The following is a 21796-nucleotide window of genomic DNA, read 5'->3' on the forward strand; positions in this document are numbered from 1 at the left end:
GCCGCCTCACGGCGGCTCTGTACAGGGCAGTACAGCCCACAGAGTCCACGGTTTAAAATACCCCTGCTCGCAAATAAAGCTTGAGACGATGGGGATCTACGAGGGGACGATCACCGAGACGACACAGGCGTTCTATCTGGAGCGACTGTTCGACCGGTCCGAGCTACGGCCGGCCGTCCGGAACAGGTCGGAGAGTCTCGTCACCGACGGCGATCACGACGCGAAGACGGTCGCAGTCGACGCCGTCGGCACCTTCGACGGTGGGTGGGCGTTCTGGGATCACCTCCAGTACCCGGAGCGACGCAACAACTTCGAGTTCCGGCCGCTGTTTTGCGTCCCCAGCTACGAGTTCACGCTTCCCGGCTGGACGTTCGGTCGGTACGATCTGGTGAACCTCGACGTGACGGCCCGAGTCCTCTACTACCCGTTCGGTCTGGCCGTCGCCCGGTTTCGAGTGTACTTCGAGAGTTCGCGGCCCCTCGATCTCACTGATTTCATCGCGTTCCAGCGGACCGTTCGCCAGGAGCTCCGCGTCGACGGAGCCCCTCCCTCGTGGGCCGACGACAGTGGCCCGCTCGTCCAGGAGATATTCCGACCGATCGATCGGTGGCTCTTCGGAGCGAACGTGCCCGACACGTACGTCGGCCGGATCGGCGAACGGCCAGTTGCCACGATCTCGTTTCTCTACGACGCCGACGCGCTCAGCGAGCGAGAACGGGGACAGCTGATCCGCCGCGACGACCGGCCGCTGGACGAAGAGACGCTCAACAGCCACGCGAAGCCGTACATCGGCCGCTTCGACACGGACGCGATCTCGGTTGCCCGACCGGGAGCGGTGATCCAGACCGGCGCGTTCGACGAACACCGTCACTGGAGTCGCCGCTGGAAGCGACTACAGCTGCTCAACAACCTCTACCTGGCGTACGATTTCGCGCTGCTGGAAGACCAGCACCTGACGCGGATCCGGGACCGTCTCGGTGCGACCCTTGACGACCTCGACAGCGTTTCCGCCGCTCGGAAACCACTGACCCCACGGGCGCTCCAGATCACGGACGATCTGTTGCGTTTCGGTGGCCAGCTCCGGGGCACCCGCGGGCAGGTCTACGAACAGCTCGAACCCACAGACGTGAAAGAGTCCGCGAATCCGGTCGTCGACGACTACATAGACCGGCTGTTGAGCCACGAGACGGTTTTGCAACAGACCGCCGGTGGGCTCCCGGCCACGCTCCTGAAGTACATCCCGTTCGCGGGCTGAGCGGTCGACTCCGATCCCGACCAGACACCGTTTTAGGCGTCGAGCCGGTAACGACGGACATGACTACAGACCCCGCCGACCTCTCGGTGACGATCGTCGACGGCTACGTCGACGAGCCGGCCCACTTCGGGGTCCCGCCGTACATCTCGACGTATCCGCGCTACACCGCCGGAGCGCTCGTCGACGCCGGTGTCCCTCGGCGACAGATCACGTACCACACGATCGACGCGCTGCGCGAGGACAGCGCCCGCTGGCAGGACGTAGAGCAGGCCGACCTGCTGGTCTACGTCGGCGGGATGACCGTCCCCGGCAAGTACGTCGGCGGGACGCCGGCAGAGCCCGACGAGGTCCGCAAGCTGGCCTGGACTGCAGGAGGCACGTCGATGATGGGCGGGCCCGTCCGCTTCGGCGTCGGCGAGGCCAACGAAGGGGCCAGCGAGACCGCACGCGACGATCTGGACTTCGACTTCCTCGCGATGGCCGACGTGGAAGCGGCGGCCTACGATCTCGTCGACAACGGGCTCGAAGGGTTCGAAGACCGCTACCGCGGCGTCCCCGAAGAGACCCGCTGGGCGCGCCAGGGTGCCTTCGTCGTCGAGCAACACCCCAACCATCCGGACTACCTCATCGCCGAGTTAGAGACCTCGCGTGGGTGTCCCTACCGCTGTTCGTTCTGTACGGAACCGATGTACGGCGACCCCGACTTCCGGCCGCCCGAGAGCGTCGTCGACGAGGTCGACGCGCTCTCCGATCGCGGCGTGGCGAACTTCCGACTGGGTCGTCAGGCGGACATCCTCGCCTACGGCGGCGACGGCAAGTCACCGAACCCCGACGCGCTCCGCGATCTCTACGGCGGCATCAGGTCGGTCGCGCCGGACCTGGAGACGCTGCACCTCGACAACATGAACCCCATCACGGTCGTCGAGTGGCCCGAGAAGGCCCGCGAGGGGATCCGCGTCATCGCCGAGCACAACACGCCCGGCGACACGGCGGCGTTCGGGCTGGAGTCGGCCGATCCGCTCGTCCAGGAGGAGAACAACCTCAACGTCTCCGCCGAAGAGTGTTTCCAGGCCGTCCGGATCGTCAACGAGGTCGCGGGCGTCCGGCCGGGCGAGGAGCCCGGCAGCGGCCCCAGTACGGGCAGTGACGCTCCCAACCGGCTCCCGAAACTCCTGCCGGGGATCAACCTCGTCCACGGACTGAAGGGCGAACGCCGGGAGAGCTTCGAACACAACAAGCGGTTCCTCCAGCGCGTCTACGACGAGGGGTACATGCTGCGCCGGATCAACATTCGGCAGGTCATGGCCTTCGAGGGGACCGACATGGCCGACACCGGCGCGGAGATCGCCAAGGACCACAAGCAGCTGTTCAAGCAGTACAAGCAGGAGGTCCGCGAGACGATCGACAATCCGATGCTCAAGCGGGTCGCGCCGGTCGGGACCGTGCTCCCGAACGTGACCCTGGAGTACCACCAGGACGGGAAGACCTTCGGCCGCCAGCTGGGGACCTATCCGCTGTTGGTTGGGATTCCCGGCGAACGCGAGCTCGGCCGGACCATCGACGTGGCGATCACCGACCACGGCTATCGATCGGTGACCGGCGTCCCCTACCCGCTCGACCCCAACGCCGCCTCGATGGACGAGCTGCGGGCGATTCCGGGTATCGGGCGCTCGACGGCCGGCGACATCGTCGTCGACAGGCCCTACGACTCCGTCGAAGAGATCGACGACGCGCTGACCCAGTTCGTCGCCGCCGAACGTCGACAGGGAGCGGACTGACGGCCGGCGTCGAGGGTGTCGCGACGGATGGAGTGTCGACGGTCGTCCCGAGGTGACGACCGGCTGGGCTCGTCGGCCGAACAGAAGGTACTTTTCGGTCGCTCGCGCACGGTGACACAATGAGCGACGTGGAAGTCAGCGTCGTCCTGCCGGCCTACAACGAGGCCGCGACCATCGAGGAGACGGTCGAGACGACGCTGTCGACGCTTGCAGCCTTCCTGCCAGCGGGGAGCTTCGAAGTGATCGTCGCGGAGGACGGCTGTGAGGACCGCACACCGGAGATCGCGACCCGGATGGCCGACGCCGACGAGCGCGTACGCCACGTCCACTCCGACGAGCGACTCGGACGAGGCGGGGCGCTGTCCTACGCTTTCCGGCAGGCGGAGGGCGAGACGCTGGTGTACTTCGATACGGATCTGGCGACGGACATGCGCCACCTCGAAGAGCTGGTCGAGTCGGTCCGTTCGGGCGAGTACGACGTGGCCACGGGATCGCGCTGGCTCCCCGAGAACCGGGCCGATCGCCCCGCGAAACGAGGGGTGCCGAGTCTCGGCTACAACACCCTCGTGCGGCTGTTCCTGCGATCGGATCTGCAGGACCACCAGTGTGGCTTCAAAGCGTTCGATCGGGCGGCGGCGCTCGATCTCCTCGACGAAGTCGAAGACGAACACTGGTTCTGGGACACGGAGCTGCTGGTCCGCGCCCAGCGCGAGGGCTACCGCGTCAAGGAGTTCCCGGTCGACTGGACGCCGAAGGGCGACTCGAAGGTCGATCTCGTGCGGGACGTGTTCGGGATGGGGAGCCAGATCGTCCGAACATGGTGGCAGCTGTCGGTGAGCCCACGGATCACGCGGAAGGTGAGCATGACTGCCGGGTCGCTGCTGGTGATCGCCGCGCTCGTGCTCGCGGTGACGGTCGTCTTCGATCCGGCGGCCGTCCTGGACGCGATTAGCGGGGCGGACGGCGTCGTCGTCGCGTTCTCTGGCGTGGTGTACCTGCTGTCGTGGCCGCTGCGCGGACAGCGCTATCGGGACATCCTCGCTCGGCTGGGCCACGACAGCGACACGTGGTTCCTCACGGGCGCGATCTTCATCAGTCAGACGGGGAACCTCGTCTTTCCCGCCAGACTCGGCGACGGCGTCCGGGCGTACGTCGTCAAGGCCCGCCGGCAGATCCCGTATCCGACCGGGTTCGCCTCGCTGGCCGTCGAACGCGTCTTCGACCTGCTCGCGATCACGGTCCTGGCCGGGAGCGTCCTCGTCGGTCTCGTCGTCACCGGCGGGACCGATCAGGTCGCCCAGGCGATCGCGGCCGACGTACCCCCGGTGACGATCGGAGACGACACGCTCGATCCCGCCGCGGCGGCGCGGACGGCGCTCCGGGTCGCCGCCGTCGTCGGAGCAGCAGCGATTGCCGGCGTCGCCGTGATCGTCGTCAGCGCCCGCCGGGACAGCGACCTCGTCCACCGTGCGGTCACCGCGCTCAGCAACGACTCCTACGCCCAGTACGTCTCCGGGATCGTCGAGCAGTTCGTCGGCGACGTCGAGACCGTCGTCGCCGACCGGGGGGCCTTCCTCCGGGTCGGTGTCGGCAGCCTCGTCATCTGGATCGTCGACGTGTTGACGGCGGTCGTCGTCTTCGCTGCCTTCCCCAGCATCGAGCTCTCGCCGTCGCTGGTGGCAGCCGCGTTCTTCGCGGTCAGCGTCGGTAACCTCGCGAAGATCCTCCCGCTGTCGCCGGGCGGGATCGGCCTCTACGAGGGTGCCTTTACCCTCATCGTCGTCGGGCTGACGACCGTTACGGGGCCGGTCGCACTCGCGATCTCGATCGTCGATCACGCCGTCAAAAACGCCGTCACGATCGTCGGCGGCCTGGGATCGATGGCCTGGCTCAACGTCTCGCTGACGACCGCGGTCGAAGAGTCCCAGCAGTCCGGCGAAATCGAGCCGGAGGCCGACTAGTACGTACCAACTGTTGGCCAGACCCTATTTGAACGGGTGCGTCAAACTCTCTCAAACACCACGCTCGCACCGTTCACACCGGTTTCGACTTCCGAGATTCGATAGATTTAAATGAGTTTCGAAGGCACTGTGTTGGTACCAATCGAGCGTCCGGGATCGTCGATGACGGACCGGAATCGTCGCCGTTCGTCGCCTGGCATGGGACGACACCAGTCGTTCTCGGCACCGATACCCCGGATAGCGCCCGCATTCGTACAATGAGCGATTCGAACACCAGAACGCGAGCGAGAACGCGCACGACGACCGACGAGGAACAGACAGAAGAAGAGAGCGAGACGACATCGACCGCGTGCCCGGAGTGTTCGGGCACGCTGGTCGTCGACGACGAGCACGGCGAGACGGTCTGTGAGGACTGCGGGCTCGTCGTCGAGACCGACGAGATCGACCGCGGACCGGAGTGGCGAGCGTTCGACTCCAGCGAGAAAGACGAGAAGTCCCGCGTCGGCGCACCGACGACCAACATGATGCACGACAAGGGGCTGTCGACCAACATCGACTGGCGCGACAAGGACGCCTACGGCAACTCCCTGTCGGGCAAGCAACGCCAGAAGATGCAGCGCCTGCGCAAGTGGAACGAGCGGTTCCGCACCCGTGACTCCAAGGAGCGCAACCTCAAGCAGGCACTGGGCGAGATCGACCGGATGGCCTCCGCCGTCGGCCTCCCGGAGAACGTCCGCGAGACCGCGAGCGTCATCTACCGCCGTGCGCTGGACGAGAACCTCCTGCCCGGTCGCTCCATCGAGGGCGTCTCGACGGCCTCCGTCTACGCCGCCGCTCGTCAGGCCGGCGTCCCCCGGAGCTTGGACGAGATCGACGAGGTCTCCCGCGTCGAGAAGAGCGAGATCGCACGCACGTACCGCTACGTCGTCCGCGAACTCGGCCTCGAAGTCGCGCCGGCCGACCCCGAGAGCTACGTCCCCCGCTTTGCCTCCTCGCTGGAACTGTCGGACGAGGCCGAGCATCGCGCCCGCCAGCTGCTCCAGAACGCCAAAGAGCAGGGCGTCCACTCCGGCAAGTCCCCGGTCGGACTGGCCGCAGCGGCCGTGTACGCCGCCGCACTGCTGACCAACGAGAAGACGACCCAGGCCGCCGTCAGCGAGGTCGCCGACATCTCCGAGGTGACGATCCGCAACCGCTACCACGAGCTGCTGGAGGCCGAGCAGGGCCTCCCGATGGCCTGACCGGTCCCTCGTTTCCGTCCCCGGAGCGCGGGCCACCGATCCGTCGCCGGCGCTGGCGTAATCAACCCTGATAACTGAGAGGTCACGTTTAATTCGGTCCCAGCCGCTGGTACCGCTATGGATCAGGAACCAACGACCGATGGAGGCGTCGAGGCCTCGTCTGGTGGGTCTCTCGCTGGTGGCGAACTCGGGAGCGCGATCGACGAGTTGCTCCGGGCCTCCGAGGGCGTCTCGGAGAGTTCACAGCAGATCAGCGACCTCGCCAACGAGCAGTCCGAGAACATGCGAGAGGTCGCCAGCGAGGTGTCGAATCTCTCGGCGACCGTCGAGGAGGTCGCCTCCAGTGCCAGCCAGGTCAAACAGGTCAGCGACGACGCCCGCGATCTCGCCGCCGACGGCCGCGAGGCAGCCGACGACGCGATCGGAGCGATGGAGGCCGTCGACGAGGCAAACACCGACGTGTCGGCCGACGTCAAGCAACTGCGCGACCGCATCGACGAGATCGACGAGATCGTCGAGGTGATCAACGACATCGCAGACCAGACGAACATGCTGGCCCTGAACGCCTCCATCGAGGCCGCGCGAGCGGGCGAGGCCGGCGAGGGATTCGCCGTCGTCGCCAACGAGGTCAAGAGCCTCGCCGAGGAGTCCCAGCAGAACGCGGCCGAGATCGAAGAGCTGGTCTCGAACATCAAGTCCGACACCGAAGAGACCGTCCAGAGCATCGACCACGCCAACGAGCAGGTCGAGGAGGGACTCACGCAGGTCGAGACGGCCGTCGACATCCTCCGGAAGATCGACGAGGCCGTCGAGGAGGCCGCGATGGGTGCCGAAGAGGTCGCCTCCGCGACGGACGAACAGGCCGCATCGACCGAGGAGGTCGCGAGCATGGTCGACACGACCGCCGAGAGCGCCGAGGAGGTCGCCACGGAGATCGAGCAGATCGCCGCGGCCAACGAGCAACAGGCCGCGAAGGTCAACGAGCTGCAGGACATGATCGAGCGCCGGTAGGGCGCGAACCAGAAGACACGAGGGGATTCGTTTCGACTGCCGTTCTATGGAGACGACTCACCGTGTAGTGACGGGTGACGCCCGCGAGTTGGCGCTGCCCGACGACAGCGTCGACCTGGTCGTGACCTCGCCACCGTACCCGATGATCGAGATGTGGGACGACATCTTCGCAGCACTCGACCCCGCCGTCGAGGACGCGCTGGCGGACGAAGACGGCGAGCGCGCCTTCCAGTTGATGCACGACGTGCTCGATACCGTCTGGGCCGAAGTGGTCAGGGTGCTCCGGCCGGGCGGGATCGCCTGCATCAACGTCGGCGACGCCACCCGCTCGATCGGCGACGGCTTTCGGTCGTTCTCGAACCACGCGGAGATCACGACCCGCCTGACCGACCGAGGTCTCCGGGCGCTGCCCGACATCCTCTGGCGCAAGCCCTCGAACCGCGCGACGAAGTTCATGGGTTCGGGGATGCTCCCGCCCAACGCCTACCCGACGCTGGAACACGAACACGTCCTCGTCTTTCGCAACGGGCAACGGCGCACCTTCCCGCCCGGCGACGACGACCGCTACGAGAGCGCGTACTTCTGGGAGGAGCGAAACGTCTGGTTCTCGGACCTGTGGGAGCTGACGGGCGAGCGCCAGGCCGTCGAGGACGGTCTGCGCGAGCGGTCCGGTGCCTTCCCGCTGGAGCTACCCTACCGACTCGTCTCGATGTTCTCGACGTACGGCGACACCGTCCTCGATCCCTTCCTCGGTACCGGGACGACGACGATGGCCGCGCTCGTCGCCGGCCGCGACTCCGTGGGGTACGATCGGGACGACGACCTCCTCGCTGCGCTCGACGACCGCGTCGAGGACGCCCCCGAGCGCTCACGGGAGATCGCCGAGCGGCGACTCGCCGACCACCGCGAGTGGGTCCAGCAGCGACGAGCCGAAGGGAACGAGCCGGGCTACGAAGCCGAGCACTACGACACCGCCGTCAACACCAAACAGGAACGCCGGATTCGCTTCTACGGCGTCGACGGCGTCGAACGGACAGACGAGGGGTATCGCGCGACCCACTCGCCGATCGAAGGGTGCCCCGACGGCGAGAGCGAACAGGCTTAGTGCCCGTCGGAGCAAGCGACGGCATGGACTTCGATTCGTTTACGCTGCTGGCAGCGGGCGCGGACCTCTCGGACGAGCCGGCCGCTCGCGAGGACGCCGACGGGATCGAGTTGCGGATGGACTTCGCGGACGACGCTCTGTCGATGCTCGACGACTACGAGGGTGACCTGCCCGTCCTGGTGACCAACCGCGTCGAGTGGGAGGGCGGCGAGGCCCCGGACGACGCCGCCCGACTCGATGCCCTCGAAACGGCCGTCGAGCACGACGCCGTCACGGCCGTCGACGTGGAGCTTGCTGCCCTCGAAGGCGAGGGAGCCTGCGACGCCGCTCGCGTCGTCTCGCACGCTCGCGACCACGGTGCAAGCGTCGTCGTCTCGACCCACGACTTCGAGGCGACGCCCGACGAAGCCGCCCTCGTCGACCGACTGGAGCGGGCCTGCGAGTACGGCGACGTGGGCAAGATCGCGACGACGGCACGGGACCGCGGTGACGTACTGGCGCTGCTCGAAGCGACCCACCGGCTGACCGAGACCGGTGAGACCGTTGCGACGATGGCGATGGGCGAGGCCGGCCGTCACTCGCGTCCCGTCGCGCCGCTGTACGGCTCTCGGATCGGCTACGCGCCCGTCGATCCCGCCGACGCCACGGCACCCGGACAGTACGATCTGGCGACGCTACGACGGCTGGTCGACCAGCTGTCCTGACCTCGGAGAGCGACCGGCAACCACGTGAAGACAAGTCGGTGCGCAAGATTAACAACGATTGGCCCGGGAGTGGGGGGTATCATGGTCGATGCAGACCAGAAACGGCCCCTGCTCGCCGCCGCCCTGGCGTTTCTCTCGCCCGGTCTCGGTCACCTCTACCTCCGTGAGTGGATCCGTGCGCTGCTGTGGTTCACCCTCGCGATGCTCGGCGTCAGTATCCTCGCGCCGGAGGCCACGCTTCCGGCGGCGACGACGCCGGAGGCGATCTGGACGGCGTCGGTCGAGATGACCCGCGCCCTCTCCTGGCAGGCCCGCGGCGCGTTGCTGGCCGTCTCGCTGTTGAGCGTGCTCGACGCCTACCGGATCGCGACCGAGATCAACGCCGCGGCCGCCATCGAGGAGGGCCAACAGTGCCCCTACTGCGGGCGGGAACGCGACGAGGACCTCGACTTCTGTCACTGGTGTACGGCCGAACTGGAGTGACGAGTGCCCACGGGGCGCTACTTCTCGATGATCGACTCTTCGACGGCCTCGCCGAAGTGACGGGCCTTGTCGTCGGTGTACAACAGGAGTTCGTCGCCGGGCTCGATGTCGGTGATCGCGGTCCGGCCCTCGGCGGTGTGCATCTTGATCGTCTCGGCGTTCTGGATCAGCGTCTCGATGCGGTCGCCGTCCTCAGTCTCTGCCTGGACGCGGAACATCGGCCGCTTCTCGATCTTGGCGCGGCCGACGATGGCCTCGCGGGTGTTGCCGTCGGTGTCGACGACCTGGACCTCGTCGCCGCTCTGGAGTTCCGAGAGGTACTTGGTCCCGCCGTCGGGCGTGCGGACGTAGGCGTGGACCGCACCGGCGTTGACCCGGAAGGGACGCGAGGCCACGTAGGGCGACTCGGCGGTCTCGGCGTGGACGAAAAAGAGCCCGCGAGCCATCGAGCCGATCAGCATTCCCTCGTCCTCGGCCATCAGCGAGCCCGTATCGATGCAGACGCGGTCCGCCGACCCGGTCTGTTCGATGTCGGTGACCTCGGCCCAGGACAGCGAGAGCTGTTCGCGGCCGGCCTCGTCGCGGACTTCGACGGTGCGGCGGATCTCGTCGGGATCGTCCGTGTCGAGCAGGACGCCGTCGGCACCCAGTTCGAGCGTCTCGTAGGCGGTCTTTGCGTCCTCGGCAGTCTGGACGCCGGTGATCAGCTCCGTCTCGTCGCCGACGCGGGCGATGAGGTTCTCCAGGGGAATGATCTGCCAGTCGTCGCCGATGACGATGGTGAAGGCCGCCTCCTCGGCGACGGCCTCGGCGAAGCCCTCGTACTCCTTGGACCGGATGCGGACGTAGCCACCCTGTGGGGCCTCGCCGTCCTGGCGGAGCGCAGAGAGGTCGGCAGAGCCAGAGAAGTCAGAGGGCAGGTCAACGGTGCCGTCGCCCTCGCCGTCCTTGCCCACGACGTGGGCGTCGGGTTCGGCTTCCTCGCCCTCGGCGTCCATGACGGTGACGTCGCCACCGGCGAAGGCGGCGACGTTGACTTCACCGAGGTCCCGGACGCGGGCCACGTCGTGTTCGTCGACGAGCACCCAGTCGACGCCGGCTTCGAGGCCGGCGGTGATTCGGCGCTTTCGGGTCTCCCAGTCGCCGACCTCGCTGTCGGCCTTGAGCCACACGCTTCGTGTCATTGTCCCACCTCTCGAATCGGTCCCGCTTGAACGTGGCGAATGCGGGCAATCGGCCCGGATAGAAGGATCACCGTCGCGCGTGACTGTCTCGTCGGTCAGACGTCGCCAGCGGTGGCCGCGTTCGGCGTTCGCTACGCCTCGACGGCGAGACCGGCCGCACGGAGCGCGTCGGCCGCCTCGCTGTCCTCGTGGACGACGCTGGCGACGGCGCGAGCGATCTTCTCGGGTTCCTCGTGCTGGAAGATCGAGCGCCCCATCGAGACGCCGGCCGCCCCGGCGTCCATCGCCCCGCGGACGATGTCGAGCGTCTCCTCGTCGGTGCCCTTCGAGCCGCCCGCGATCAGGACGGGCAGTGCGGTCGACTCGACGACGCGTTCGAACGTCTCTGGCGTGCCGCTGTAGGCGGTCTTGACGAGATCGGCGTCGAGTTCCTCGGCCAGCCGGACCGCGTGGCCGAGGTCCTCGGCGAACAGCTCGGGGTCCTCGTCGCGAACGTCGTGGCCGCGAGCGTAGGCCATCGCCAGCACCGGCAGCCCGTACTCGCGGGCCGCGCTGGTGACCTCGGAGAGCTGTGAGATCTGCTCCGGTTCGTGCTCGCTGCCGACGTTGATGTGAAAGGAGACGGCGTCGGCCCCGGCCCGGATGGCGTCCTCGACGGTGCCGGTCGGTCGTTTGTCGCTCTCGTCTGGCCCGATCGAAGTCGAGCCGTTGAGGTGGACGACGTAGCCCGCGTCGTTCGTGTTCTCGTGGACGCGGTCGGCGATCCCGCGCTGGGTGAGGACGGCGTCCGCGCCGCCCGTCGTGACCGCGTCGATCGTCGATTCGATGTCGACGAGGCCGTCGACGGCCCCGAGTGTGATACCGTGGTCCATGGGGACGATGACATGTCGCCCCCCTGTCCCGATCCGTGCCAGTCGTGCTGCTTTCCCTGCGCTCATGTTGTGCGAACGTGTGGCAAGTACGATTATGTTCCTTCCGGTTGCGGCCGATTCTGTGCGCCCCGCAGCGCCCCCTCCTTCAGTTCGCGGGCCTTCTGTTCGAGGCGGGCCGCGACCTCGTCGGCGGGGTCGCCATTCTCGTGGCCCTCAGCGACGATGTCGACGAGCGCGGAGCCGACGATGATGCCGTCGGCACCGGCAGAGACGATCCGCTCGGCGTGGTCGCCGTTCTTGATGCCGAAGCCGACGGCCTTTGGCACGTCCCACTCCGCAATCCGGGCGAGGCTCTCCTCGGTCGCGTCGTCCACGTCGTCTTTCGCGCCGGTGACGCCCAGCCGCGCCTGCACGTAGACGTAGCCCGAGGTCTGATCCATCATCGACGCGAGCCGGTCGCCCTTCGTGGTCGGCGCGACGATGAAGATCAGATCGAGGCCGTACTCGTCACAGGCCGCCCGGAGCGGCCCGGCCTCTTCGGCGGGCAGGTCCGGCACGACGAACCCCTCGATACCGACCTCGGCGGCCTTCTCGACGAAGGGTTCTGGCCCTTGTCCGGAGCCATACTGGTAGATGAGGTTGTAGTAGGTCATACAGACCAGCGGCACGTCCACGTCCAACTCTTCGACGAACTCGAAGAACCGATCCGGACTCATTCCGGCGTCCAGCGAGCGGACGACGGCCTCCTGGATCGTCGACCCCTCGGCGATGGGTTCGGAGAACGGAAGCCCGAGTTCGATCACGTCCGCACCCCCGCGAGCGAGCGCTTCGACGTACTCGATCGAGGCGTCGTAGTCCGGATCGCCCGCGGCGAGATACGGGACGAAGGCGGGTTCGTCGGCGAAGGCCCGTTCCAGTCCCATCTAGATCCCGCCCCCGATCTCGTTGAAGATCGACATGTCCGGCGCGATGTCCAGATCGCGCTTCTGGGTCTCTTCGATGACGGTTTCGAGGTCCTTGTCCCCCCGGCCAGAGACGTTGACGATCACGGTGTCGCCCAGTTCGTCGTGGTGCTCATCTCGCGGCTCCGCCGCTCGATCGTCCGTGGCGGGTCCCGCCACGCGCTCCAGATAGCCGAACGCGTGGGCCGTCTCCAGCGCCGGGATGATCCCCTCGTCCTGGGAGAGCCGGTGGAACGCTTCAAGTGCGGTGTCGTCGTCGACGTTGACCGGCGTCACGCGCCCCTCGTCGACGAGGTGGGCCAGTTCCGGACCGACGCCCGCGTAGTCGAGCCCCGCGGAGACGGAGTGTGACTCCATGATCTGGCCGTCAGAGTCCTGAAGGAGCTTCGTGCGCGCTCCGTGGAGTACCCCCTCGTCGCCGGTCGACAGCGACGCCGAGTTGGGCGCGACGCCTTCCTCCTCGTCGACCGACAGCGAGGAGCCGCCGGCCTCGACGGCGTAGAGGTCCACGTCGTCGTCCGGAACGAAGTGATGGAACGCGCCCATCGTGTTCGAGCCGCCACCCGCACAGGCCAGGACGGCGTCCGGGAGGCCGCCGGTCTGCTCCTGGATCTGCTCGCGGGCCTCCTCGCTGATGACCGACTGGAAGTCCCGGACCATCGCCGGGAACGGAGCCGGGCCGACGATCGACCCGATGACGTAGTGGGTCGTCTCGACGGTGGTCGCCCAGTCCCGCATCGTCTCGCTGATCGCCTCTTTGAGCGTCCCGCGGCCGGTCGTCACCGGATTCACCTCGGCGTCGTTGATCCGCATCCGGAAGACGTTGGGCCGCTGGCGGGCGATGTCGGTCTCGCCCATGTAGATCTCGCAGGGCATGTCGAGGTGGGCCGCGGCCATCGCCGTCGCCGTGCCGTGTTGCCCGGCACCGGTCTCCGCGATGATACGCTCCTTGCCCATGTACTTCGCCAGGAGGACCTGCCCGAGCGCGTTGTTGAGCTTGTGAGCCCCGCCGTGGAGCAGGTCCTCTCGCTTGAGGTACACCTCGGTGTCGTAGCGCGCCGAGAGCTGGTCGGCCCGCTGTAAGGGCAGGGGTCGGCCGCCGAAGTCCGCCAGCCGCCGACGGAACTCGTCCATGAAGCCGTCCTCGTTGTCGATCACGTACCGCTCGTAGGCGTCGGTCAGCTCCTCGATGGCCGGCATCAACGCCTCGGGTACGAACTGTCCGCCGTAGTCGCCGAATTTGGATTCGCTACTCATGTGTTGTCGTCGCTGTCGTCAGTCGTCGCGTGTTCGCTGTCACGTCCGTCTCCTCGGCCGGTGCGCCGTGGTCCATGATCGCAGAGCCGACGAGCAGGGCGTCGGCCCCGGCTCGGCGCATCCGGGCCACGTCGGCCGGGCTCTGGATTCCGCTCTCGGCGACGAGGGTCACGCCCTCGGGGGCGTCCGGTGCGACCCGCTCGAAGGTGTCCAGATCCACCGCCAGTTTCGCCAGATCGCGGTTGTTGACGCCGACGATCTCCGCGCCGGCCTCGACCGCTCGCGCGAGCTCGTCGGCCGTGTGCGTCTCGACGAGGACCTGGAACCCCCGCTCGCGGGCGGCCGAGAGCAGGTCCGCCAGATCGCCCGTGCCGGGCTCGTCGAGAAAGCGCACGATCAACAGGATCACGTCCGCCTCGACCACGTCTAACTGCTCCTCGTGGAGGACGAAATCCTTGCGAAGGACCGGCACGTCGACGGCCTCGCGGATCCGAGCCAGCGTCGCTGCGGACCCGCCGAAGTGCTCGGGCTCGGTCAGCACGGACAGCGCCGCCGCCCCGCCCTCGACCATCTGCTCGGCCAGCGCGACCGGATCCTCCGTGCGTTCGCCCACCGCAGTCGGACTCGTCGGCTTTACCTCGGCGATCACCGGGACGCGACCGTCCGCCTCGGCGTCCGCGAACGCGTCGGTCAACGACCGGGGCTCGACGTCGACGCGGCCGTCGGCACCGCCACGCTCGCGGGCCGTCGCCAGGATCGACTCGACCGCCGGTGCGATCTCCTCACTATCGCCCATTACTGTACACTAACGGACAGAGTTGCACATAAGACTTGCCCTTGGCGACGACGCCCTCGGCCCGGTTCGTTCGGTGGCCCTCGGCGGAGCGGCTTCGTCGGCGGAGACCCGTCGGCGTCCGGTCGTCGGTCGGGAGCCGAATCTTCAAGACGCGACCGGGCGAGTGATCGGACATGGCCAGCCCAGACGCGGGAATCTACGCGCGCGAGTTCGAGTTTCTCGACCGGTACGTCCAGCTCGGGGCGGCGGGCGAGAAGATCATCCAGCTGTCGTTCCCCGAGCAGCCGGCAGCGGAGAGTCGAACCGACCACGACCTCCTCGACCGGATCGAGGCGTATCTGAGCAACGAGACGGACGATTTCCGTGACGTCGATGTCGGCCTGACCGTCTCGACCGAGCGCCGGAGCGTGCTCGAAGCGGTCCGGGAGATCCCCTACGGCGAGGAGGCCGGCGTCGACCAGCTCGTACGGATGACACCGGTGCTCGATCCGAACGACGACGAGAGCGCGCGGATCGTCAGGGAGGCCCTCGCGGACAACCCGGTCCCGCTGGTGATCCCCGACCATCGCGTCCGGGACGGCCCCAGCGGCGCGCCGCCGGCAGTCGAGCAGAAGCTCCGGAGCATCGAGGGGCTGTGAGACGCGTTCGGGCCGACGACCGCCCCCGGTCGGGCGCGAACCCGAGAGCCACACGCTTATGTAATACGGCGTAGTTGAGCGCAAACATGCCGACGATCAGTGCGCGCCTCTCCGACGAGGAGCAGACAGAGCTGGACGCCGTCGCAGAACTGCTCGCAGAGGACCGTTCGACGACGATCAGGAAGGCCCTCGACGAGGGGCTGGAGACCCTCCGGATCCGGGTCGCGGTCGAGCGCTACCAGTCCGGCGACGTGTCGGCCGCCGAGGCCGCACAGCTGGCCGATCTCTCGATCGCCGAGTGGCTCGACGTGGCTCGGGAACGCAACCTCACGACACAGCTCGCGCTGTCGGATCTGGAGCTCGACGCCGACACCGCGGCGGAGCTATGAGTCGGATCTACGTCGGTCCGACGGCGGTGTACAGCCTCGGGCAGGTCGGCGAACTCTCTTTGCTGACCTCGTTCGACGGCGACGTGGTCGTACCCAAGCCCGTCCGCGAGGCCTCGGCCGTCGAGCCGACGGTGACGAACCTCGACGAGTTGCTCGACGGCGACGACGTGCGAGCGGTCACCGAAGCCGACGCCGACATCGAGCGCGCGCAGCGACTCCTCGGCGAGAAGGACGTGGGGACGGCGGCGGCGGTGATCGCGGGGGTCCTGGCGCGTCGGGACTCCGACGACCGATCGGCCGTCGCGGTCGTCTCGGAGGATCGGACCGTCCGCCAGATGTGTCGCGGACTCGGTGCCCAGGTCACCAGCAGCTTCGGCGTCGTCGTCCGGGCGACGCTGGAAGACAAGTACCTGAGCCCGCGACAGGCAAAGCGGATCGTCCGCCGGATCGACCAGCACGGGATGCATCTGACCGGCGAACTCCGCGAGCGCGCCGTCGGCGAGATCGGCGACTAGGGTTGTACCGCCTGTGAGGTCGACGGGTCCTCGCGGACGAGGATGTAGATCAGCAGTCCGATGACGCCGCCGACGAACGTGACGACGGCCCACAGCGTCGCGCTGTCCATGCCGCGGTCGGTCGCGTCGTTGTACACCCAGTACGACACCCACACCCACAGCGCGGTGATTGCGAGGCCGAACAACAGAAAGACTAGGACGAATCCAGCCTGGAGGGGGACCATTTGGAACACGCGTGGCTGGTGTCGTGGCACCGATAAAAATCGTGTGGTAGCCGTCGAGAGCGTCGGCCAGAGCCGGTCGCTTTCGAGGACCGCTCACTTCGTTCGCGCCCCTCGCTCCCTACGGACTCAATCTCTGACGATCTCGCGGGAAGAGAGGAAGACGGTCCTGCGAGACTCACCCTGTTCGTCTCGCTGGCTCCCAGGTTTGTCGCTGCTCGCGTGTCGCTTCGCTCCCGCTCGCTTTCGAGGACCGCTCACTTCGTTCGCGCCCCTCGCCCCCTACGGACTCAATCTCTGACGATCTCGCGGGAAGAGAGGAAGACAGTCCTGCGAGACTCACTCTGTTCGTCTCGCTGGCTCTCAGGTTTGTCGCTGCTCGCGTGTCGCTTCGCTCCCGCTCGCTTTCGAGGACCGCTCACTTCGTTCGCGCCCCTCGCCCCCTACGGACTCAATCTCTGACGATCTCGTGGGAAGAGAACGGCTTCGCGGATGTTGCCGAGACCGAGCATCGTCATGATGAGGCGTTCGCCGCCCAGGCCCCAGCCGGCGTGTGGGGGCATCCCGTACTTGAACATCTTCGTGTAGTAGTCGAAGGCTTCTGGATCGAGGCCCTGCTGTTCGAACCCGTCGACGAGGTGGTCGTAGCGGTGTTCACGCTGGCCGCCAGAGACCAGCTCCATCTCGGGGTGCATCATGTCGAAGCCGGTTGAGACCTCGTCGTCCTTGTCCATGATGTAGAACGGTTTGATCTCGCTGGGCCAGTCGGTGATGAAGTAGTGCTCGCCCACGTCCTGGCCGAGCGCGTGTTCGCCCTCGGTCGGCAGGTCGTCGCCCCAGACGAGCGGCTCGTCGAGCTCGCCCGTGGCGTTGATGCGCTCGATGGCCTCCTCGTAGGTCAGGCGCGGGAAGTCGCCTTCGGGTGCCTCGAACTCGTCGGCCAGGTCCAGCGCAACGAGTTCGTCCTGACAGTTCTCTTCGACGGCCTCGTAAGCGGCCTTGACGACGGCCTCGCAGGCGTCCATCGCTTCGGTGTGATCGGCGAACGCCGACTCGAAGTCGATCGAGGTCGCCTCGTTGAGGTGTCGGGGCGTGTTGTGTTCCTCGGCGCGGAAGATCGGCCCGATCTCGAAGACCCGCTCCAGTCCGGAGCCGACCATCAGCTGCTTGAACAGCTGGGGGCTCTGGTTCATGAACGCTTCCTGGCCGAAGTATGTGATCGGGAACAGCTCGGTGCCGCCCTCGGTGCCGGTGGCGACGATCTTGGGCGTGTTGATCTCCGTGCAGCCGAGTTCGCGGAACTGCTCGCGCACCGCGCGCAGCACTTCCGCGCGGATCTCGAAGATCGCCTTGACCTCGTCCTTGCGGAGGTCCAGCGTGCGGTTGTCCAGTCGGGTCGACAGCTCGGCGTCGACCTTGCCGGAGGGGTCGAGTGGCAGTTCGGGGTCGGCCTCGCTGATCACGTCGACCGACGCGGGCGTGACCTCGACGCCGGTCGGGGCGCGGGGCTCTTCTTCCACGTCGCCCGTCACGGAGATGACGGACTCGCGGTGGACGTTCAGACCCGTCTCCACGAGATCGTCGTCCATCTCCTCGACCTCGAACTTGACCTGAATCTTGCCGGTCGTGTCTCGGAGGATGAGGAATGCGATGCCACCGAGGTCGCGCACCTCGTGGACCCAGCCGGCGACGGTGACCGTGTCACCGGGCTCGGCGTCTGCCGTGTACGTTCGATCGTCCATGGGCGTTCGTTTGACGGGCGGGACTTAAACTCCGTTTATTCTCTCTCGTCGATGGCGTCCCGTGACAGCCCGCGGATCGTCTCGGGAGCCACGCCACAGCGATCCCAGGCCGGCAGTCGACGGTCCTCGCCGGGGTCGGCCACCCCACGGACGTACTCCCGAACCTGCTCGCGTTCGCTGGCGGCGTCGTAGGTCAGTCCGTTGAACCGCGCGTCGGCGGCGTACTGGTCGACGAGCGCGTCGGCAGCGGTCGTGTACGCGTCCCGGAGGCGGTCGTACTCGACGGCGACGCCCTGGTCGTCGAGCACCCGGAAGAGCGCGCCACCGACCGCCTCGCACATATCGCCCAGTCCCGACGGGCCGCCGACCGAGCGGTGGTCGTGCTCGTGGGTCCCCAGGTCGACCTGTGCGCTGCCGGCGAAGCCCGCCGCGTCGTAGGCGTCCCCGAGCGTGCCGATCTCCAGCCCCCAGCCGGGCTGGGCACGGAGCGATCTGGCGACCGCGCTCGTCGCGGCGAACTCGCCGGCCAGCGCGTAGCGAAACGACAGGAGGTAGTCGATCACCGGATGATCGACCGTCTCGTCGAGGGCGCGCAAGAGCGGGCGGACGAACAGGCGAAACAGCCGCCCGTAGAGCCGCCCGTCCTCGACGCGGGCGTAGTAGCCCTTGGCGAAGCTGTGGTCTCCGGCCAGGGGTGCGAGCAGTTTCGGGACCTGCTCGGCCCCGTAGCTCGTGGCGTCGGCGTCGTGTACCACCACGTAGTCGTGGCGCGCGGCCACGCCCAGCGCGAGCCACACGTCTCGGCCCTTGCCGGCCTCGGCGACGAGGTCACGCTCGCGCAGGTGCTCCTCGACGCGGGGCGCGTTGCACCACAGCACCTCGGCGTCGAAGTCGAAGCCGTCGATCCACTCGGTCACCGCGGCCACCTCGCCCGGGCCGGCCCGCAACGGGACGTACACCTGCTCGGGGTCGACCGACGCCAGCGTCGAGAAGACGTGCTCGGCGGCGAGGCTGGCGTGCTCGCGCTCGGTCATGGGGACGACGACCGCGGCCCGATCGGTCGGCGCGGCGGGGTTCGTGCCGTCGTAATCGTGTAGCGTAGCGATCCGTTCCTGGACGTACTCCATCACTCCCCACTTCGGTTCCGGCCTCAAAAACAGCGTGCCTACGCCCGTGCGCCGGTCGGAAGCTGGCCGTCGACGTACAGTCCCGTGAGCCCGAGCAACACCGCCGCGAGCACCGCCACCAGCCAGGTGAAGATCGTCTCGAAGGAGTAGCCGGCCGACGAGAGGCTGCCGACGATCGTACTTCCCGAGGCCTGGATGATCATCATCGTCCCGCTGTAGACGGCGTAGGCGCTCCCGCGGTGGTGGTCCGGGAGCGAGCCCAGCAGGTACGTGTCGACCGCGGGAAAGAGGCTGTGGATCACGTAGCCGAGAACGGCGCTGAGGACCGCCAGCCCGAGATAGCCGGACAGCAGCGTCGTCGCGTAGACCGAGAGCAGGAACCCGCCGATGATCGAGAGGATGTAGGGCAACACCGGCAGTCGGTCGGCCAGCCGCCCGGAGACGAAGAAAGCCGGCACGCCAGCGCCGAACGCGATCGTCAGCAACTGGTTCGCCTGGGCACCGGTCAGCCCCTTCGCGAGGAAGTACTTCACGTAGAAGTTGAACAGGCCGTTCCAGACCAGCCCCGTGACGCCGATGACGGCCACGCCCGCGAGCACGATCCGCCACTGGTGGCGCGCGGCCGCCAGGAAGGCGGTGTCTTCCGCACCGGCGTCGGGCATCTCCGTCCGACGAGCGGTGAGGGCGAAGGCGATCCCGGAGACGACGGCGGCGACGGCCATCGCTCGGAACACGGTGCGCCAGTCGCCGACGCCCAGAGCGGCAACGACGATCGCCGGTGCACTGACGGCGGCGAGCTGGCTGGCGGTGCCGTGGATACCCAGGGTCGAGCCGACCCGGTCGGGGAACAGTTCGCTCGCCAGGGGATTGCCCGCGATGAAGTACGAGCCGCTGGCCAGTCCCATCAGGAAGGCCCCCACCATCACGGCCGGGACGCTGTTGGCGAGCGACGTGGCGACGGCCGCGACCGCCAGGATTCCCGAGGACGCGAGGATGACGACGCTGCGAGAGATGTGCGTCAGGAGGTAGCCAGTCGGGATGCGAGGCAGTGCGCTCCCGAGCCACGCGAGCGTCGCGATGGTCCCCAGCGCGGCGTCGTTGGCGTCGAGCGCGGTACCGAGTGGCTCCAGCAGGGGCGCGAACACGACCCGTGCGAGGTTGACCAGGAAGACGAGCCCCAGCAACGACCCGAAGACCGTTCGACGAGACACGCTAACTGGTCAGTCAGTCAACGGCACAAACCTTCCGGTCCGTCGCGAGCCTTTTTACGCTCGGCCGTTCCACCACCAGCTATGGACTCAGTACGGTCCGGACTTCGGGCGGGGGATCTGGAGAAGGACAACTACGGGCGGCTCTCCTGTACCAGCTGTGGCAAGCAGCTGGGAACGGAGAACGACCCCGACGAGATCGGAAAGATCCGCGTCTGTCCCGGCTGTGAGAGCAAGTGGCAGGAGATGTAGCTACTCGAAGACGGCGTCGAACGCGCTCGCACCGAGTGGTTCGTACCGACCGGCCGCGACGTTCTCGACGACGTGTTCGGGCGATCCCATCCCGACCAGTGCGGACGTGACGCCCGGCGGAGACCGGGCGAAGTTGATCGACCGCTGGACGCTGGTGTCGCCGTCTAGTCTGGCCGCGATATCGTCGGGCAGCCCCGTCGACAGCTCCCCTTGCATGATCGACGCGCTGGTAAACACCGACAGCTCGGCCTCGTGGGCGAACCACAGCGCGGACTGGGTGCCCTCCGCGCCCTCGTGGGCCTCGACGGTGAAGGCGTCGGCCATCTGAACGTTGAACGGGAGCTGGACCCCGCGAAAGCCGGTCGTCTCGTTTTCCACCGTGGCGGCCGCCGACTGTGCACGACGCACGATCTCGGGCAGCGAGAGGTAGCTGTCGTGGTCCGCTGGCACCCGGAACGCGTCCCACGTCGCCACGCCGTAGTGTCTGATGTCTCCCGCCGCGCGGCGTCGCTCCAGGCGCTCGAAGGTCGCTTCGAGCTGGTCGTACACCGCCGCTCGCGAGTTCGCTTCGAGCTGTGTCTCCGGGTTGTGGACGTAGTAGAGGTCGATCGTGTCCACACCGAGGTTGTCCAGCGAGCGGTCGAGCTGGTCCTCGATGAACGCCGGTGCGATGCAGTGGTGCCCGCGGACGAGGTCGTCGCTGTCGACGATGCCGGTGTCGAGATACTCCGACCCGACGTACGCGCCGGGATCGTCCGGGCGGTCCTCGTCGAAGGGGACGAATCCGCCTTTCGTCGCCACGAGGACCGACTCTCTGTCGACCGGCCCCGTCCGGACGACGTCGCCGACGACGCGCTCCGAGCGCTGGTGTCGGTAGTTGATCGCCGTGTCGACGACGTTGATTCCGGAGCGGAGCGCATCGGCGATCGCTTCCCGGTAGCGCTCGTCTTGCTCGTCGGTCGGATCGCCCAGGTAGGTGCCGACGCCGATGCTCGAGACGACACAGTCGCCGAACCGCCTGAAGTAAGTGCGGGCGAAGTCGTCGTGGTCGTCACGGTAGGCCCAGGTCGCCGACTGAGTTGCCATAGTCGTCGT

At 67.5% G+C, this 21796-nt stretch carries 22 protein-coding genes; 12 read left to right on the forward strand and 10 right to left on the reverse strand.

Going from position 1 to position 21796, the window contains the following annotated elements; all coding sequences use genetic code 11:
• The first annotated feature begins 88 nt into the window (after positions 1–88).
• From HMUK_RS14675 to HMUK_RS14710, 8 genes are all read left to right on the forward strand, one after another.
• A complete protein-coding gene (locus tag HMUK_RS14675; protein WP_015763974.1) occupies positions 89–1255 on the forward strand; it encodes a hypothetical protein in 1167 nt (388 codons plus the stop codon).
• Positions 1256–1314: 59 nt separating this feature from the next.
• On the forward strand, positions 1315–3033 hold the full coding sequence (locus HMUK_RS14680) for a radical SAM protein (RefSeq protein WP_015763975.1): 1719 nt from the start codon (positions 1315–1317) through the stop codon (positions 3031–3033).
• A gap of 119 nt (positions 3034–3152) precedes the next feature.
• Positions 3153–4994: a lysylphosphatidylglycerol synthase domain-containing protein gene (locus tag HMUK_RS14685; RefSeq protein ID WP_015763976.1), complete on the forward strand. Its 1842-nt coding sequence runs from the start codon at positions 3153–3155 to the stop codon at positions 4992–4994.
• A gap of 257 nt (positions 4995–5251) precedes the next feature.
• On the forward strand, positions 5252–6235 hold the full coding sequence (locus tag HMUK_RS14690; protein ID WP_015763977.1) for a transcription initiation factor IIB: 984 nt from the start codon (positions 5252–5254) through the stop codon (positions 6233–6235).
• Between the two features lie 117 nt (positions 6236–6352).
• Positions 6353–7246 (forward strand): methyl-accepting chemotaxis protein, encoded by an 894-nt coding sequence (locus tag HMUK_RS14695; protein WP_015763978.1) that lies wholly within the window; start codon positions 6353–6355, stop codon positions 7244–7246.
• 46 nt (positions 7247–7292) lie between these two features.
• Entirely contained in the window at positions 7293–8351 is a 1059-nt protein-coding gene (locus tag HMUK_RS14700) for a DNA-methyltransferase (RefSeq protein ID WP_015763979.1), read from the forward strand.
• Positions 8352–8374: 23 nt separating this feature from the next.
• Positions 8375–9055 (forward strand): type I 3-dehydroquinate dehydratase, encoded by a 681-nt coding sequence (locus HMUK_RS14705; protein WP_015763980.1) that lies wholly within the window; start codon positions 8375–8377, stop codon positions 9053–9055.
• An 81-nt stretch (positions 9056–9136) separates the two neighbouring features.
• Positions 9137–9538: a DUF6677 family protein gene (locus tag HMUK_RS14710; RefSeq protein WP_015763981.1), complete on the forward strand. Its 402-nt coding sequence runs from the start codon at positions 9137–9139 to the stop codon at positions 9536–9538.
• Between the two features lie 17 nt (positions 9539–9555).
• Here HMUK_RS14710 and HMUK_RS14715 read toward each other — a convergent pair whose 3' ends face one another.
• From HMUK_RS14715 to trpC, 5 genes are all read right to left on the reverse strand, one after another.
• On the reverse strand, positions 9556–10722 hold the full coding sequence (locus tag HMUK_RS14715) for a 3-dehydroquinate synthase II (protein WP_015763982.1): 1167 nt from the start codon (positions 10720–10722) through the stop codon (positions 9556–9558).
• A gap of 131 nt (positions 10723–10853) precedes the next feature.
• A complete protein-coding gene (locus tag HMUK_RS14720; protein ID WP_015763983.1) occupies positions 10854–11660 on the reverse strand; it encodes a 2-amino-3,7-dideoxy-D-threo-hept-6-ulosonate synthase in 807 nt (268 codons plus the stop codon).
• A 26-nt stretch (positions 11661–11686) separates the two neighbouring features.
• Positions 11687–12517, reverse strand: a complete 831-nt coding sequence (gene trpA, locus HMUK_RS14725; protein WP_015763984.1) for a tryptophan synthase subunit alpha — start codon at positions 12515–12517, stop codon at positions 11687–11689.
• Complete coding sequence (trpB, locus tag HMUK_RS14730; RefSeq protein ID WP_015763985.1) at positions 12518–13813, reverse strand: tryptophan synthase subunit beta; 1296 nt, start codon at positions 13811–13813, stop codon at positions 12518–12520. It lies immediately after the preceding gene.
• Positions 13806–14609: an indole-3-glycerol phosphate synthase gene (trpC, locus tag HMUK_RS14735; RefSeq protein WP_015763986.1), complete on the reverse strand. Its 804-nt coding sequence runs from the start codon at positions 14607–14609 to the stop codon at positions 13806–13808. The genes trpB and trpC overlap by 8 nt, the downstream gene beginning before the upstream one ends.
• A gap of 173 nt (positions 14610–14782) precedes the next feature.
• Here trpC and HMUK_RS14740 point away from each other — a divergent pair, with 173 nt between their 5' ends.
• From HMUK_RS14740 to HMUK_RS14750, 3 genes are all read left to right on the forward strand, one after another.
• The gene (locus tag HMUK_RS14740) at positions 14783–15247 is read left to right on the forward strand and encodes an MGMT family protein (RefSeq protein WP_015763987.1); all 465 of its coding nucleotides are present in this window, start codon (positions 14783–14785) and stop codon (positions 15245–15247) included.
• A gap of 86 nt (positions 15248–15333) precedes the next feature.
• Positions 15334–15636 carry a UPF0175 family protein gene (locus tag HMUK_RS14745; RefSeq protein ID WP_015763988.1) on the forward strand — a complete coding sequence of 101 codons (303 nt, stop codon included), beginning with the start codon at positions 15334–15336 and terminating at the stop codon, positions 15634–15636.
• Positions 15633–16151, forward strand: coding sequence for a hypothetical protein (locus tag HMUK_RS14750; protein ID WP_015763989.1), 519 nt, complete (start codon positions 15633–15635; stop codon positions 16149–16151). Before HMUK_RS14745 ends, HMUK_RS14750 begins: the two co-directional genes overlap by 4 nt.
• On the opposite strand, the gene HMUK_RS14755 is transcribed toward HMUK_RS14750, so the two are convergent.
• The 4 genes from HMUK_RS14755 to HMUK_RS14770 all read right to left on the reverse strand — a co-directional run bounded on the left by HMUK_RS14755 (position 16148) and on the right by HMUK_RS14770 (position 20452).
• A complete protein-coding gene (locus HMUK_RS14755) occupies positions 16148–16375 on the reverse strand; it encodes a PLDc N-terminal domain-containing protein (protein ID WP_015763990.1) in 228 nt (75 codons plus the stop codon). The genes HMUK_RS14750 and HMUK_RS14755 overlap by 4 nt on opposite strands.
• A gap of 440 nt (positions 16376–16815) precedes the next feature.
• Positions 16816–18114: an aspartate--tRNA(Asn) ligase gene (gene aspS / locus HMUK_RS14760; RefSeq protein ID WP_015763991.1), complete on the reverse strand. Its 1299-nt coding sequence runs from the start codon at positions 18112–18114 to the stop codon at positions 16816–16818.
• 35 nt (positions 18115–18149) lie between these two features.
• On the reverse strand, positions 18150–19241 hold the full coding sequence (locus tag HMUK_RS14765) for a glycosyltransferase family protein (RefSeq protein WP_015763992.1): 1092 nt from the start codon (positions 19239–19241) through the stop codon (positions 18150–18152).
• Between the two features lie 38 nt (positions 19242–19279).
• Entirely contained in the window at positions 19280–20452 is a 1173-nt protein-coding gene (locus HMUK_RS14770) for an MFS transporter (RefSeq protein WP_015763993.1), read from the reverse strand.
• 81 nt (positions 20453–20533) lie between these two features.
• On the opposite strand from HMUK_RS14770, the gene HMUK_RS17690 reads away from it, so the two are divergent.
• The gene (locus tag HMUK_RS17690; RefSeq protein WP_015763994.1) at positions 20534–20701 is read left to right on the forward strand and encodes an HVO_0758 family zinc finger protein; all 168 of its coding nucleotides are present in this window, start codon (positions 20534–20536) and stop codon (positions 20699–20701) included.
• Here the strand turns inward: HMUK_RS17690 and HMUK_RS14775 are convergent, their stop codons facing one another.
• On the reverse strand, positions 20702–21787 hold the full coding sequence (locus tag HMUK_RS14775) for an aldo/keto reductase (protein WP_015763995.1): 1086 nt from the start codon (positions 21785–21787) through the stop codon (positions 20702–20704).
• Positions 21788–21796 lie beyond the last annotated feature (9 nt).

This window comes from Halomicrobium mukohataei DSM 12286 (assembly GCF_000023965.1).
GTDB lineage: Archaea > Halobacteriota > Halobacteria > Halobacteriales > Haloarculaceae > Halomicrobium > Halomicrobium mukohataei.